Annotated in this window: 10 protein-coding genes; 7 read left to right on the top strand and 3 right to left on the bottom strand. The window is 63.1% G+C overall.

The features are described 5' to 3' along the window. Positions 1–5: 5 nt before the first annotated feature. Complete coding sequence (locus HU770_RS05120) at positions 6–542, bottom strand: ATP-dependent zinc protease (RefSeq protein ID WP_033699072.1); 537 nt, start codon at positions 540–542, stop codon at positions 6–8. 293 nt (positions 543–835) lie between these two features. Between HU770_RS05120 and HU770_RS05115 the strand changes: the two genes are divergently transcribed. The 6 genes from HU770_RS05115 to prpD all read left to right on the top strand — a co-directional run bounded on the left by HU770_RS05115 (position 836) and on the right by prpD (position 9147). After that, positions 836–1552 (top strand): GntR family transcriptional regulator, encoded by a 717-nt coding sequence (locus HU770_RS05115; protein ID WP_050506083.1) that lies wholly within the window; start codon positions 836–838, stop codon positions 1550–1552. After that, complete coding sequence (gene prpB, locus HU770_RS05110) at positions 1549–2439, top strand: methylisocitrate lyase (protein ID WP_033699071.1); 891 nt, start codon at positions 1549–1551, stop codon at positions 2437–2439. Before HU770_RS05115 ends, prpB begins: the two co-directional genes overlap by 4 nt. Positions 2440–2549: 110 nt before the next feature. After that, positions 2550–3677, top strand: a complete 1128-nt coding sequence (prpC, locus tag HU770_RS05105; protein ID WP_033699070.1) for a 2-methylcitrate synthase — start codon at positions 2550–2552, stop codon at positions 3675–3677. A 77-nt stretch (positions 3678–3754) separates the two neighbouring features. Beyond that, positions 3755–6343 carry a Fe/S-dependent 2-methylisocitrate dehydratase AcnD gene (gene acnD, locus HU770_RS05100; protein WP_186655097.1) on the top strand — a complete coding sequence of 863 codons (2589 nt, stop codon included), beginning with the start codon at positions 3755–3757 and terminating at the stop codon, positions 6341–6343. Between the two features lie 60 nt (positions 6344–6403). Next, on the top strand, positions 6404–7594 hold the full coding sequence (gene prpF, locus HU770_RS05095) for a 2-methylaconitate cis-trans isomerase PrpF (protein WP_186655095.1): 1191 nt from the start codon (positions 6404–6406) through the stop codon (positions 7592–7594). 68 nt (positions 7595–7662) lie between these two features. After that, on the top strand, positions 7663–9147 hold the full coding sequence (gene prpD / locus HU770_RS05090; protein ID WP_033699065.1) for a 2-methylcitrate dehydratase: 1485 nt from the start codon (positions 7663–7665) through the stop codon (positions 9145–9147). A 128-nt stretch (positions 9148–9275) separates the two neighbouring features. On the opposite strand, the gene acnB is transcribed toward prpD, so the two are convergent. Continuing rightward, the gene (gene acnB / locus HU770_RS05085) at positions 9276–11885 is read right to left on the bottom strand and encodes a bifunctional aconitate hydratase 2/2-methylisocitrate dehydratase (RefSeq protein ID WP_033699063.1); all 2610 of its coding nucleotides are present in this window, start codon (positions 11883–11885) and stop codon (positions 9276–9278) included. Positions 11886–12289: 404 nt separating this feature from the next. Here acnB and HU770_RS05080 point away from each other — a divergent pair, with 404 nt between their 5' ends. Continuing rightward, positions 12290–12769 carry a DUF1289 domain-containing protein gene (locus tag HU770_RS05080; protein ID WP_186655091.1) on the top strand — a complete coding sequence of 160 codons (480 nt, stop codon included), beginning with the start codon at positions 12290–12292 and terminating at the stop codon, positions 12767–12769. A gap of 62 nt (positions 12770–12831) precedes the next feature. On the opposite strand, the gene queD is transcribed toward HU770_RS05080, so the two are convergent. Then, the gene (gene queD / locus HU770_RS05075; RefSeq protein WP_033699061.1) at positions 12832–13188 is read right to left on the bottom strand and encodes a 6-carboxytetrahydropterin synthase QueD; all 357 of its coding nucleotides are present in this window, start codon (positions 13186–13188) and stop codon (positions 12832–12834) included. Positions 13189–13233 lie beyond the last annotated feature (45 nt).

Below are 13233 nucleotides of genomic sequence, written 5' to 3'. Positions count from 1 at the left end.
CGGGATTACTCTGCTTTGGGAGCGTCGGTGGCACAGGCAGGTTTGCCGGCCGCGTATTTAAGGCTTGGGTCGACCAGCGCGTCGAAGTGCTTGAGCGCCTCGGAGCCGATCAGCAGCGGGAACTGGAACGCGCTGCGGTCGGTGAGGTTGACTTCGATGGTGCGCAGGGCCTGGCCCATGCAGATTTCGAGTTCGATGACCGGGCGCGCGGTATAGGCCTTGCCCGATTCGGCATCGTAGTCGCCTGCTCGTCGCTTGATCTTGCTGACGCGCGCAAGGGGGCGCTCGATCGGGTGCGAGTGGGCGGCATCGATGGCCAGGTAGAAGCGTACCCAGCTCTCGCCGTTGCGCTTGAAGCGCTTGATGTCTCGGGCACTGAGCGAGGCGGTCTTGGCGCCGGTGTCGAGCTTGGCGGCCACTTCCAGGTCAAGGTCGCCCAACTGTGCGTATTCGTTGAGACCGTACACGGTCTTGCCCGCCGCTTGGCCGATGGCCGGCAGCAGGGTGAGGCATAGCAGCAATAAAACGGGTGTAAGTCTCATAGTCCTGGCGCGGTACTGTGCAGGGTTCGGGGCAAGGCGACTGGCAACGACTGCGCAAGCTTCCTCGTTCATCTGTCAACAACATGAATAGATGACAGACACGCTATCCATACTCCGTCGGAGGCGCGGCATTCTATCACGCCGACGTCTTGACGCCAGCGCGTCGCGATCTGACAGCGGCTGGGCAGGGTTAGTTCGTTCTTAGACGATTGTCGACAATGTTGATTTTGTCTTTGACTGATAGCGCTTAATTAGCTAATTTCTGGCCATGTGATTATCAGGGTGTCGACAATATGCTGGACCTTTCCACTTCCAGCCCCGCGTTGGCAGACGAAACGGAAACCTTGTCCGAAAACGTCTTTCGGCGAATCCAGGCGGCCATCGTCAAGGGCGAGATCGCCCCGGGCAGCAAGATCTCCGAGCCGGAGCTGGCGCGTACCTACGGCATCAGCCGCGGGCCGCTGCGCGAAGCCATCCACCGGCTCGAAGGCCAGCGCCTGCTGGTGCGCGTACCGCATGTCGGGGCGCGGGTGGTGTCGCTCAACCACGCCGAGCTGATCGAGCTGTACGAAATCCGCGAATCGCTCGAAGGCATGGCCTGCCGCCTGGCCGCCGAGCGCATGAGCCAGGCCGATATCGACGAGCTGCGCCGGGTGCTCGACACCCATGAGCGCGATGCGGCGTTCCAGGCCGGTGTCGGCTACTACCAGCAGGAAGGCGACTACGACTTCCATTACCGGATCATCCAGGGCAGCGGCAACCAGACCCTGGTCAAGATGCTCTGCGGCGAGCTGTACCAACTGGTGCGCATGTACCGCATCCAGTTCTCCGCCACGCCCAATCGGCCGCGCCAGGCGTTTGCCGAGCACCACCGGATCCTTGATGCCATCGCCGACCGTGACGGTGAACTGGCCGAACTCCTGATGCGCCGCCACATCGGCGCGTCCAAACGCAACATCGAGCGTCACTACCTGGACGCCAACGACAACAGCCCACGAGGTGATTCATGACTGTGAAGAGCACGCCCGGCCAACGTTTCCGCGACGCGGTTGCCGCCGAACATCCCTTGCAGGTGGTCGGCGCGATCAACGCCAACCATGCCCTGCTGGCCAAGCGCGCCGGTTTCAAGGCCATTTACCTGTCCGGTGGCGGTGTTGCTGCCGGCTCGCTCGGCCTGCCGGACCTGGGTATCAGTGGCCTGGACGATGTGCTCACCGACGTGCGCCGCATCACCGATGTCTGCGACCTGCCGCTGCTGGTGGATGTCGATACCGGTTTTGGCGCCTCGGCGTTCAACGTGGCACGTACGGTGCGTTCGATGTGCAAGTTCGGCGCTGCCGCCATCCATATCGAGGACCAGGTCGGTGCCAAGCGCTGCGGCCATCGCCCGAACAAGGAAATCGTCACCCAGCAGGAGATGGTCGACCGGATCAAGGCCGCCGTCGATGCGCGTACCGATGACAGCTTCGTGATCATGGCGCGTACCGACGCCCTGGCCGTCGAAGGCCTGAACGCTGCCCTGGACCGCGCCGCTGCCTGCGTCGAGGCGGGCGCCGACATGATCTTCCCGGAGGCCATCACCGAGCTTTCGATGTACAAGACCTTCGCTGACCGTGTGAAGGCGCCGATTCTGGCCAACATCACCGAATTCGGTGCCACGCCGCTGTACACCACCGAAGAGCTGGCGTCGGTCGACGTGTCGCTGGTGCTGTACCCGCTGTCGGCCTTCCGGGCCATGAACAAGGCGGCCGAAAATGTGTACACCGCGCTGCGTCGCGACGGCACCCAGAAGAACGTGATCGATACCATGCAAACCCGCATGGAGCTCTATGACGCCATTGGTTATCACGCCTTCGAGCAGAGCCTCGATGCGTTGTTTGCGCAGAAGAAAGGGTAAGCGATGGCGCCGGCCCCCTTTGGCAGCGGCTTTAGCCGCGAAGAGGCCGGCAAGGCACGCCGAATTAGCCAGAAAGCAATCCATAACAAATTCAAGAAAGGAGAAACACCATGGCCGAAGCAAAAGTACTCAGTGGCGCAGGCCTGCGTGGCCAGGTGGCCGGCCAGACCGCGTTGTCGACCGTTGGCCAGGCCGGTGCCGGCCTGACTTACCGCGGCTACGATGTCCGTGACCTGGCGGCCGGTGCCGAGTTCGAGGAAGTGGCCTATCTGCTGTTGTACGGCGAACTGCCAAGCAGCGCCGAGCTGGCCGAGTACAAGCACAAGCTCAAGGGCCTGCGTGACCTGCCGCAAGCCCTCAAGGAAGTGCTCGAGCGCATCCCGCGCGACGCCCACCCGATGGACGTGATGCGCACTGGCTGTTCGCTGCTGGGTACCCTGGAGCCGGAACTGACCTTCGACGCTCAGCACGACAAGACCGACCGCCTGCTGGCGCTGTTCCCGGCGGTCATGTGCTACTGGTACCGCTTCACCCACCATGGTGTGCGCATCGACTGCACCAGCGATGAAGACACCCTGGGCGGGCATTTCTTGCACCTGCTGCACGGCAAGAAGCCCAGCGAATTGCACGTCAAAGTGATGAACGTGTCGCTGATCCTCTACGCCGAGCACGAGTTCAACGCATCGACCTTTACCGCGCGCGTGTGCGCTTCGACCCTGTCCGACCTGTACTCCTGCATCACCGCTGCCATTGGCTCGCTGCGCGGCCCACTGCATGGCGGTGCCAACGAAGCGGCGATGGAGCTGATCGAGCGCTTCCAGAGCCCGCAGGACGCGACGGCCGAACTGCTGAGGATGCTGGAGCGCAAGGACAAGATCATGGGCTTTGGCCATGCCATCTACAAAGAGTCCGACCCGCGCAACGAGGTGATCAAGGGCTGGTCGAAGCAACTGGCCGACGAGGTCGGCGACAAGGTGCTGTACCCGGTTTCCGAAGCCATCGACAAGACCATGTGGGAGCAGAAACGCCTGTTCCCCAATGCTGACTTCTACCACGCGTCGGCGTACCACTTCATGGGCATCCCGACCAAGCTGTTTACCCCGATCTTCGTTTGCTCGCGCCTGACCGGCTGGGCGGCGCATGTCTTCGAACAGCGTGCCAACAACCGCATCATCCGCCCGAGCGCCGAGTATGTCGGCGTCGAACAGCGCCAGTTCGTGCCGATCGAACAGCGTTGAGTTGAAGGCCGTTGCGGGCTGTAACGCAGCCCCGACGGCCAGACCTACCGACTACCGTGACCGAGCCTGATAACTATATGAACACCGCATACCGCAAGAATCTGCCAGGCACCGACCTGGACTACTTCGATGCCCGCGCGGCGGTCGAGGCGATCAAGCCCGGCGCCTACGACGGCCTGCCGTACACCTCCCGCGTGCTCGCCGAAAACCTGGTGCGCCGCTGCGACCCGAGCACCCTCGACGCCTCCCTGGCTCAGTTGATCGAGCGCAAGCGCGATCTCGACTTCCCCTGGTTCCCGGCCCGTGTGGTGTGCCACGACATTCTCGGCCAGACTGCCCTGGTCGACCTGGCCGGCCTGCGTGACGCCATTGCCGACAAAGGTGGTGACCCGGCTCAGGTCAACCCGGTGGTGCCGGTGCAACTGATCGTCGACCACTCCTTGGCCGTCGAGTGTGGTGGTTTCGACCCGCAGGCGTTCGAGAAAAACCGCGCCATCGAAGACCGCCGCAACGAAGACCGTTTCCATTTCATCAACTGGACCAAGAAGGCGTTCAAGAACGTCGATGTGATCCAGCCGGGCAACGGCATCATGCACCAGATCAACCTGGAGAAGATGTCGCCGGTGATCCACAGCGACCGCGGCGTGGCCTACCCGGACACCTGTGTCGGCACCGACAGCCACACCCCGCATGTCGACGCCCTGGGCGTGATCGCCATCGGTGTCGGCGGCCTGGAAGCCGAGAACGTGATGCTCGGCCGTGCCTCGTGGATGCGCCTGCCGGAAATCGTCGGCGTCGAGCTGACCGGCAAGCTGGCGCCGAACATCACCGCCACCGACCTGGTGCTGGCCCTGACCGAATTCCTGCGTAAACAGAAAGTCGTCGGTGCCTATCTGGAGTTCCACGGCGAGGGCGCCCGTGCCCTGACCCTGGGCGACCGTGCGACCATCTCCAACATGGCCCCGGAATATGGCGCCACTGCAGCGATGTTCGCCATCGACCAGCAGACCATCGACTACCTGAAGCTGACCGGTCGCGAGGATCAGCAGGTCAAGCTGGTAGAAACCTACGCCAAGGCCACCGGCCTGTGGGCCGACAGCCTGGGCGGCGCCGTCTACGAGCGCACCCTGAGCTTCGACCTGTCGAGCGTGGTGCGCAACATGGCCGGCCCGTCCAACCCGCACGCCCGCGTTGCCACCAGCGAGCTGGCGGCCAAGGGCATCGCCGGGGCCTGGGAGGAAGTGCCGGGGCAAATGCCGGACGGCGCGGTCATCATCGCCGCCATCACCAGTTGCACCAACACCAGCAACCCGCGCAACGTGATAGCCGCAGGCCTTCTGGCACGCAATGCCAACAAGCTCGGCCTGGCGCGCAAACCTTGGGTCAAGTCCTCGCTGGCGCCAGGCTCCAAGGCGGTGCAGCTGTACCTGGAAGAAGCGGGGCTGGAGAAAGAGCTGGAGCAGATGGGCTTTGGCATCGTCGCTTTCGCCTGCACCACCTGCAACGGCATGTCCGGTGCATTGGACCCGGTGATTCAGCAGGAGATCGTCGACCGCGACCTGTATGCCACTGCCGTGCTGTCGGGCAACCGCAACTTCGACGGGCGCATCCACCCTTACGCCAAGCAGGCCTTCCTGGCCTCGCCGCCGCTCGTGGTGGCCTATGCCATCGCCGGTACTATCCGCTTCGACATCGAAAAAGACGTGCTGGGGGTGGTCGACGGCAAGGAAATCCGCCTCAAGGATATCTGGCCGAGCGATGAAGAGATCGATGCCGTGGTGCGTGCGGCGGTCAAGCCGGAGCAGTTCCGCAAGGTCTACATCCCGATGTTCGCCATCGAGGAGGACCGCGGGCCGAAGGTTGCGCCGCTGTATGAGTGGCGCCCGATGAGCACCTACATCCGCCGTCCGCCGTACTGGGAAGGTGCCCTGGCCGGTGAGCGCAGCCTGCGTGGCATGCGCCCGTTGGCGGTGCTGCCGGACAACATCACCACCGATCACTTGTCGCCGTCCAACGCCATCATGCTGGACAGTGCGGCGGGTGAATACCTGGCGAAGATGGGCCTGCCGGAAGAGGACTTCAACTCCTACGCCACTCACCGTGGCGACCACCTGACTGCGCAGCGCGCCACCTTCGCCAACCCCAAGCTGTTCAACGAAATGGTGCGCAAGGAAGATGGCAGCGTGAAGCAAGGCTCGCTGACGCGTCTGGAGCCTGAAGGCAAGGTGACCCGCATGTGGGAGGCGATCGAAACCTACATGGAGCGCAAGCAGCCGCTGATCATTGTTGCTGGTGCCGACTACGGTCAGGGTTCGTCGCGTGACTGGGCGGCCAAGGGCGTGCGCCTGGCCGGGGTCGAGGCGATCGTTGCCGAAGGCTTCGAGCGGATCCATCGTACCAACCTGGTGGGCATGGGCGTGCTGCCGCTGGAGTTCAAGCCGGGGACCGACCGCAATACCTTGGCGCTCGATGGCAGCGAGACCTACGATGTGCTGGGTCAGCGCACGCCACGCGCGACCCTGACCCTGGTGGTGACGCGTCGCAACGGTGAGCGGGTCGAGGTGCCGGTGACTTGCCGCCTGGATACTGCCGAGGAAGTGTCGATCTACGAGGCGGGTGGGGTGCTACAGCGCTTTGCCCAGGACTTCCTCGAAGCCTCCGCTTGACGGCTGGGGCCGCGCAGCGGCCCAAAGGGTTATTGCATTTTCAGACAGGACGGCACAGCAATGGCACATGCAGCACAAATCAAGATCCCTGCCACCTACATCCGTGGCGGCACCAGCAAGGGCGTATTCTTCCGCCTGCAAGACCTGCCCGAGCAGGCGCAGGTCCCGGGCCCAGCCCGTGATGCGCTGCTGTTGCGGGTTATCGGCAGCCCCGACCCTTACGGCAAGCAAATCGATGGCATGGGCGGCGCCACTTCGAGCACCAGCAAGACGGTGATCCTTTCGCGCAGCATCAAGCCCGAGCACGATGTCGACTACCTGTTCGGCCAGGTCAGCATCGACAAGGCTTTCGTCGACTGGAGCGGTAACTGCGGCAACCTGTCTGCCGCTGTCGGCTCGTTCGCCATCAGCAGCGGCCTGGTGGATTCGTCGCGCCTGCCGCGCAACGGCATGGCCACCGTGCGGATCTGGCAGGCCAACATCGGCAAGACCATCGTCGCCCATGTACCGATTACCGAAGGTGAAGTTCAGGAAACGGGCGATTTCGAGCTTGATGGCGTGACCTTTCCGGCCGCCGAGGTGCAGTTGGAGTTCCTCGACCCGGCTGCTGATGAAGACGGCGACGGCGGCTCGATGTTTCCCACCGGCAATCTGGTGGACGACCTGGAAGTGCCCGGTGTTGGTACCTTCAAAGCGACCCTGATCAATGCAGGGATCCCGACCATCTTCATCAATGCGGGCGATATCGGCTACACCGGTACCGAGCTGCAGGACGCGATCAACGGCGATCCGCAAGCGCTGCTGCGGTTCGAGACCCTTCGCGCCTATGGCGCCGTGCGCATGGGCCTGATTGAGCATGTCGACCAGGCGGCCGGGCGTCAGCACACACCGAAAGTGGCCTTCGTCGCCCCGCCGACCACCTACACTGCGTCCAGTGGCAAGGTTGTCGCGGCGGCTGACATCGACCTGCTGGTGCGTGCGTTGTCCATGGGCAAGCTGCACCACGCAATGATGGGCACTGCCGCAGTGGCCATCGGTACCGCTGCTGCCATTCCGGGCACGCTGGTCAACCTCGCCGCAGGCGGGGGTGAGCGCAGTGCCGTGCGTTTCGGTCACCCCTCGGGCACCTTGCGGGTGGGCGCCGAAGCGCGTCAGGTGAAGGGCGAGTGGACGGTGACCAAGGCAATCATGAGCCGCAGTGCTCGCGTGCTGATGGAAGGCTGGGTGAGGGTGCCCGGCGATAGCTTCTGACGCACCATTGGCGCTCGGCTTCAAGCGGGGCTGCACAGCAGCCCCTGTACTTCTGAAGGGAGCAGATGATGAGCGCCAACGTAGACCTCAACCAGCGCCCGGACTACGACCGGGTGCTGCAAACCCTCGCCGACTATGTCCTGACCTACCGGGTCGAATCCCCCGAGGCGCTGGACACCGCGCGCAACTGCCTGATGGACACCCTGGGCTGCGGCCTGCTGGCCCTGCGCTTCCCTGAATGTACCAAGCACCTTGGCCCGCTGGTGGAAGGCACCGTGGTGCCCAACGGCGCCCGTGTGCCCGGCACCGCGTACCGGCTGGACCCGGTCAAGGCCGCTTGGGATATCGGCTGCATCGTGCGCTGGCTGGACTACAACGACACCTGGCTGGCCGCCGAGTGGGCGCACCCCTCGGACAACCTTGGCGGCATCCTGGCCGTGGCCGATCACCTGTCGCAAAAACACGTGGCAAAGGGTGAAAGCCCACTGCTCATGCGCGAAGTGCTAGAAGCCATGGTCATGGCTCACGAGATCCAGGGTGTGCTGGCGCTGGAAAATTCCTTCAACCGCGTTGGCCTCGACCACGTGATACTGGTCAAGGTGGCCTCCACGGCCGTGTGCGCAAAGCTGATGGGCGCCACCCGGGAGCAACTGCTCTCGGCGTTGTCCCATGCTTTCGTCGACGGCCAGGCACTGCGTACCTACCGTCATGCGCCCAACGCCGGTTCGCGCAAGTCCTGGGCGGCGGGCGATGCTTCCAGTCGTGGGGTGCGCCTGGCCGATATCGCGCTGCGTGGCGAGATGGGCGTGCCGGGTGTGCTGACTGCGCCGCAATGGGGCTTTTACGACGTGTCGTTCAGCCATACCAACAAGGACCTGGCGCTTAAACCCAGCGCCCAGCAGGAGCTGCGCGTGCCGCAGCCGCTGGCCAGCTATGTGATGGAGAACGTGCTGTTCAAGGTCAGTTTCCCGGCTGAGTTCCACGCGCAGACCGCCTGCGAGGCGGCGGTGAGCCTGCACCCGCAGGTGCGTAATCGCCTGCATGAGGTAGACCGCATCGTCATCACCACCCAGGAGTCGGCGATACGCATCATCTCCAAGGGCGGCCCGCTGGCCAATGCCGCCGACCGCGACCACTGCCTGCAGTACATGGTGGCAGTGCCGCTGATTTTCGGCCATCTGGTGGCCGAGCATTACGAGGATGCCTTCCACGCTGCGCATCCGAGCATCGACCGCCTGCGCGAGAAAATGGAGGTGGTCGAGGACCCGCGTTTCACACGTGAATACCTGGAAGCTGACAAGCGCTCCATCGCCAACGCCCTGCAGGTGTTCTTCAAGGATGGCAGCAGCACCGAGCAGGTGGTGGTCGAGTACCCGGTCGGGCACCGGCGCAGGCGCGGGGAGGGCATACCCTTGCTGGAGGCGAAGTTCAGGGAAAACCTGGCGACCCGGTTTGCGCGGCAGCGTTGTGAGGCGATTTTCGAGCTGTGCGAGGACCAGCAGAAGCTGGAATCGACGGCGGTGCACAGGTTTGTCGACCTGTTCGTGATCTGAGGTTGCCTTTGCGGGCCTCTTCGCGGGGCAAGCCCGCTCCCACTGGTAGGGAGTCATCCCTGAGGGCCGAGCGCCCAATAAAAAACCCCGGCACTTCTGCCGGGGTTTTTGTTACTGCTTACCGCTGATTACGCTTGAACCACCGGGATCTTGGCGTTGGCCGCAGCCTCGCGGAACTCGGCAATCTGGTCGAAGCTCAGGTAGCGGTAGACGTCGGCAGCCATGCTGTCGATGTCTTTGGCGTACTGCATGTACTCTTCGACGGTCGGCAGTTTGCCGATGATCGAAGCGACAGCAGCCAGCTCGGCCGATGCCAGGTACACGTTGGTCGCGTCGCCCAGACGGTTCGGGAAGTTACGGGTCGAGGTGGAGACCACGGTCGAACCGGTCTGCACGCGCGCCTGGTTACCCATGCACAGCGAGCAGCCTGGCATTTCCATGCGCGCACCGGCCTTGCCGTAGATGCCGTAGTAGCCTTCTTCGGTCAGCTGGTGAGCGTCCATCTTGGTTGGCGGAGCCAGCCACAGACGGGTAGGGATGCCACCCTTGACCTTCTCCAGCAACTTGCCGGCAGCGCGGAAGTGGCCGATGTTGGTCATGCACGAACCGATGAACACTTCGTCGATCTTCTCGCCCTGCACCGAAGACAGCAGGCGGGCATCGTCCGGGTCGTTCGGCGCGCAGAGCACAGGCTCCTTGACGTCGGCCAGGTCGATTTCGATGATTTCGGCGTACTCGGCATCGGCGTCGGCCGACAGCAGCTCAGGGTTGGCCAGCCAGGCTTCCATGGCCTGGGCGCGACGCTCCAGGGTACGTGGGTCGCCGTAGCCTTCGCCGATCATCCAGCGCAGCAGGGTGATGTTGGACTTCAGGTACTCGGCGATGGCCTTTTCCGGCAGCTTGATGGTGCAGCCGGCAGCGGAACGCTCGGCCGAGGCGTCGGACAGCTCGAACGCTTGCTCGACGGTCAGTTCGTCCAGGCCTTCGATTTCCAGGATGCGGCCGGAGAAGGCGTTTTTCTTGCCCTTCTTCTCGACGGTCAGCAGGCCGTTCTGGATGGCGTAGTAAGGGATGGCATGCACCAGGTCACGCAGGGTGATGCCGGGTTGCAGTTTGCCCTTGAAGCGCACCAGGATCGACTCTGGCATGTCCAGCGGCATGACGCCGGTGGCGGCGGCGAAGGCCACCAGGCCGGAGCCGGCCGGGAACGAGATGCCGATCGGGAAGCGGGTGTGCGAGTCGCCACCGGTGCCGACGGTGTCAGGCATCAGCATGCGGTTCAGCCAGCTGTGGATGATGCCGTCGCCTGGGCGCAGCGACACGCCGCCACGGGTGCGGATGAAGTCTGGCAGGGTGTGGTGGGTGGTGACGTCGATCGGCTTGGGGTAAGCCGCGGTGTGGCAGAACGACTGCATCACCAGGTCAGCGGAGAAGCCCAGGCACGCCAGGTCTTTCAGCTCGTCGCGGGTCATCGGGCCAGTGGTGTCCTGGGAGCCGACGGTGGTCATCTTCGGCTCGCAGTATGCACCTGGGCGCACGCCTTGGCCTTCTGGCAGGCCGCACGCGCGGCCGACCATTTTCTGCGCCAGGGTGAAGCCCTTGTTGGATTCGGCAGGCTGCTCTGGTTTCTTGAACAGGTCGGACGCACCCAGGCCCAGTTCGGCGCGGGCTTTTTCGGTCAGGCCACGGCCAACGATCAACGGGATACGGCCGCCAGCACGGACTTCGTCCAGCAGTACTTCGGTTTTCAGGGCGAAGTTGGTGACCAGTTCGTCGCTGTCGTGACGGCGTACTTCACCTTTGTATGGGTATACGTCGATGACGTCGCCCATGCCCAGGTTGGTGCAGTCGAACTCGATCGGCAGGGCGCCGGCGTCTTCCATGGTGTTGTAGAAGATCGGGGCGATCTTGGTGCCGAAGCAGAAACCACCGGCGCGCTTGTTCGGCACGTACGGGATGTCGTCGCCGAAGAACCACAGCACCGAGTTGGTGGCGGATTTACGCGAAGAACCGGTACCGACGACGTCACCGACGTAGGCGACCGGGAAGCCTTTGGCCTTGACCGCTTCGATCTGCGCCAGCGGGCCGACCGAACCTGGCTGCTGAGGCTCGATACCGTCGCGGGCCATTTTCAGCATGGCCAGGGCGTGCAGCGGGATGTCTGGGCGCGACCAGGCATCCGGGGCAGGGGACAGGTCGTCGGTGTTGGTTTCGCCAGGCACCTTGAACACGGTCAGGGTGTACTTGTCGGCGATGGCCGGGCGCGTGGTGAACCACTCGCCGGCAGCCCAGGACTCCAGCACGGCCTTGGCGTGGGCGTTGCCCGACTTGGCTTTTTCGGCCACGTCGTGGAAGGCATCGAACATCAGCAGGGTATGCTTGAGCTGTTCGGCCGCGACGGCGCCCAGTTCGGCGTCATCCAGCAGCGCGACCAGCGTTTCGATGTTGTAGCCGCCCTGCATGGTGCCCAGCAGCTCGGTGGCGTGCTTGCGGTCGATCAGTGGCGACTTGGCTTCGCCCTTGGCCACGGCGGAGAGGAAAGCGGCCTTGACGTAGGCAGCTTCGTCGACCCCTGGCGGTACGCGGTTGGTGATCAGGTCTACGAGGAAGGCTTCTTCGCCGGCCGGCGGGTTTTTCAGCAGCTCGACCAGGCCTGCAGTTTGTTCGGCGTTCAGCGGCTGGGGCACGATACCCAGGGCGGCACGCTCTTCGATGTGTTTGCGGTAGGCTTCAAGCACAGTTATTACCCTCATCAGTGGTCCCTAAAGGGAGTCCGGGACGCTCATCCAGCATTCCATGCACCCATGCGCAATCACGGCTTCTTGGGCCGCCCAGCCAGGGTCGCAGAGAATCCTTACAGAAGCTGCTTTCAAAGTTTTACGCCTGCAGAACGGGGAGCTGATGAGGGCTGGCGCGGGCATGCGAGGGTGCATGGCCCGGGCCAACGCCGTTCTACCGGATTAACTGTGCTCGTGACGCTTTGAAAACAGCTTCCAACGGACATTGTTGCCTTGAAAAGGCGGGATGATTCTACGGCAAAAAAAGCCCGAAGGTAAGGCGGCGAACATGACTTTAACGAGTGACCCCGGTTAGACAAAGGGCTAACATGGGCTCGTATTCCTCCGCAAAGCCGTTGTTTTTCATGTCCAACAAGTCCATCAAGACCCCTTGCGTCGGCCTGTGCTCCACGGTGTACGGAGACACGGTATGCCGTGGCTGCAAGCGTTTTCACCATGAAGTGATCAACTGGAACGGCTACGACGACGCGCAGAAGCGCGCCGTGTGGTTGCGTCTGGAGCAGTTGCTGGTGCAGGTGATGATGGCCAAGCTGGAAGTCTTCGACAAAAGCCTGCTGCGCCAGCAACTGGAGCAGCGTGCCATCCGTTTTGTCGAACATCAGTCGGAATACTGCTGGGCTTACCAGTTGATCGCCCGTGGGGCGCGGATGATTCGCGACCTGGAGGCCTATGGCATGGTGCTGTTGCCCGAATTCCGTGGCTGGGATCTGCCGCAATTGCGCGACGCGATCGACCGGGAGTTCTTTTTGCTTTCCGAGGCGCATTACCAGCGTTACATCGCCCCGTGCTTCTTGCGCGATGCCCTCGAGCAAAGGCAGGGCTGACGCGGTAAGTGATCCGGCTGCTTCGCGAGTTTGCCTTGCGAGGCAGCCGGCAACCTCTGGGATCAATCCCCGGTGTATTCACATCCGCTGGTGCAGGTCTCGTGGATACGCACTTTGGACAGCTCCGGCAGTAACGGCTTTACCTGCTCCCAGATCCACTTGGCGATGACTTCGCTGGTGGGGTTTTCCAGGCCTGGGATGTCGTTCAGGTAGTTGTGGTCCAGTTGCTCGTAGATCGGCTTGAAGATCGCCTTGATCTCGGAAAAATCGCGGATCCAGCCGGTATGCGGGTCGAGCGGGCCGGTAAGGTGCAGGCCAACCTTGAACGAGTGACCATGCAGCCGGCCGCACTTGTGGCCGGCAGGGACGTGGGGCAGGCGGTGGGCCGATTCGAATGTAAATTCCTTGAAGATTTCCACGCTTTCAAAACTCTGTATGAATCAATAATGCGCGCAGTTTATCAT

Origin of the sequence: Pseudomonas sp. SWRI68 (assembly GCF_014269165.1) — a bacterium.
GTDB lineage: Bacteria > Pseudomonadota > Gammaproteobacteria > Pseudomonadales > Pseudomonadaceae > Aquipseudomonas > Aquipseudomonas capeferrum.
The sequence above is the reverse complement of the archived record's forward strand: the minus strand, read 5'-3'. Positions and strand labels throughout refer to the sequence as shown.

Excerpts from the sequence above, each read along its gene's own strand:
- HU770_RS05080 (WP_186655091.1), top strand. The coding sequence starts at position 12,290 with ATGTCCAACAAGTCCATCAAGACCCCTTGCGTCGGCCTGTGCTCCACG.
- prpD (WP_033699065.1), top strand. The coding sequence starts at position 7,663 with ATGAGCGCCAACGTAGACCTCAACCAGCGCCCGGACTACGACCGGGTG.
- acnD (WP_186655097.1), top strand. The coding sequence starts at position 3,755 with ATGAACACCGCATACCGCAAGAATCTGCCAGGCACCGACCTGGACTAC.
- prpC (WP_033699070.1), top strand. The coding sequence starts at position 2,550 with ATGGCCGAAGCAAAAGTACTCAGTGGCGCAGGCCTGCGTGGCCAGGTG.
- HU770_RS05120 (WP_033699072.1), bottom strand. The coding sequence starts at position 542 with ATGAGACTTACACCCGTTTTATTGCTGCTATGCCTCACCCTGCTGCCG.
- prpB (WP_033699071.1), top strand. The coding sequence starts at position 1,549 with ATGACTGTGAAGAGCACGCCCGGCCAACGTTTCCGCGACGCGGTTGCC.
- prpF (WP_186655095.1), top strand. The coding sequence starts at position 6,404 with ATGGCACATGCAGCACAAATCAAGATCCCTGCCACCTACATCCGTGGC.
- HU770_RS05115 (WP_050506083.1), top strand. The coding sequence starts at position 836 with ATGCTGGACCTTTCCACTTCCAGCCCCGCGTTGGCAGACGAAACGGAA.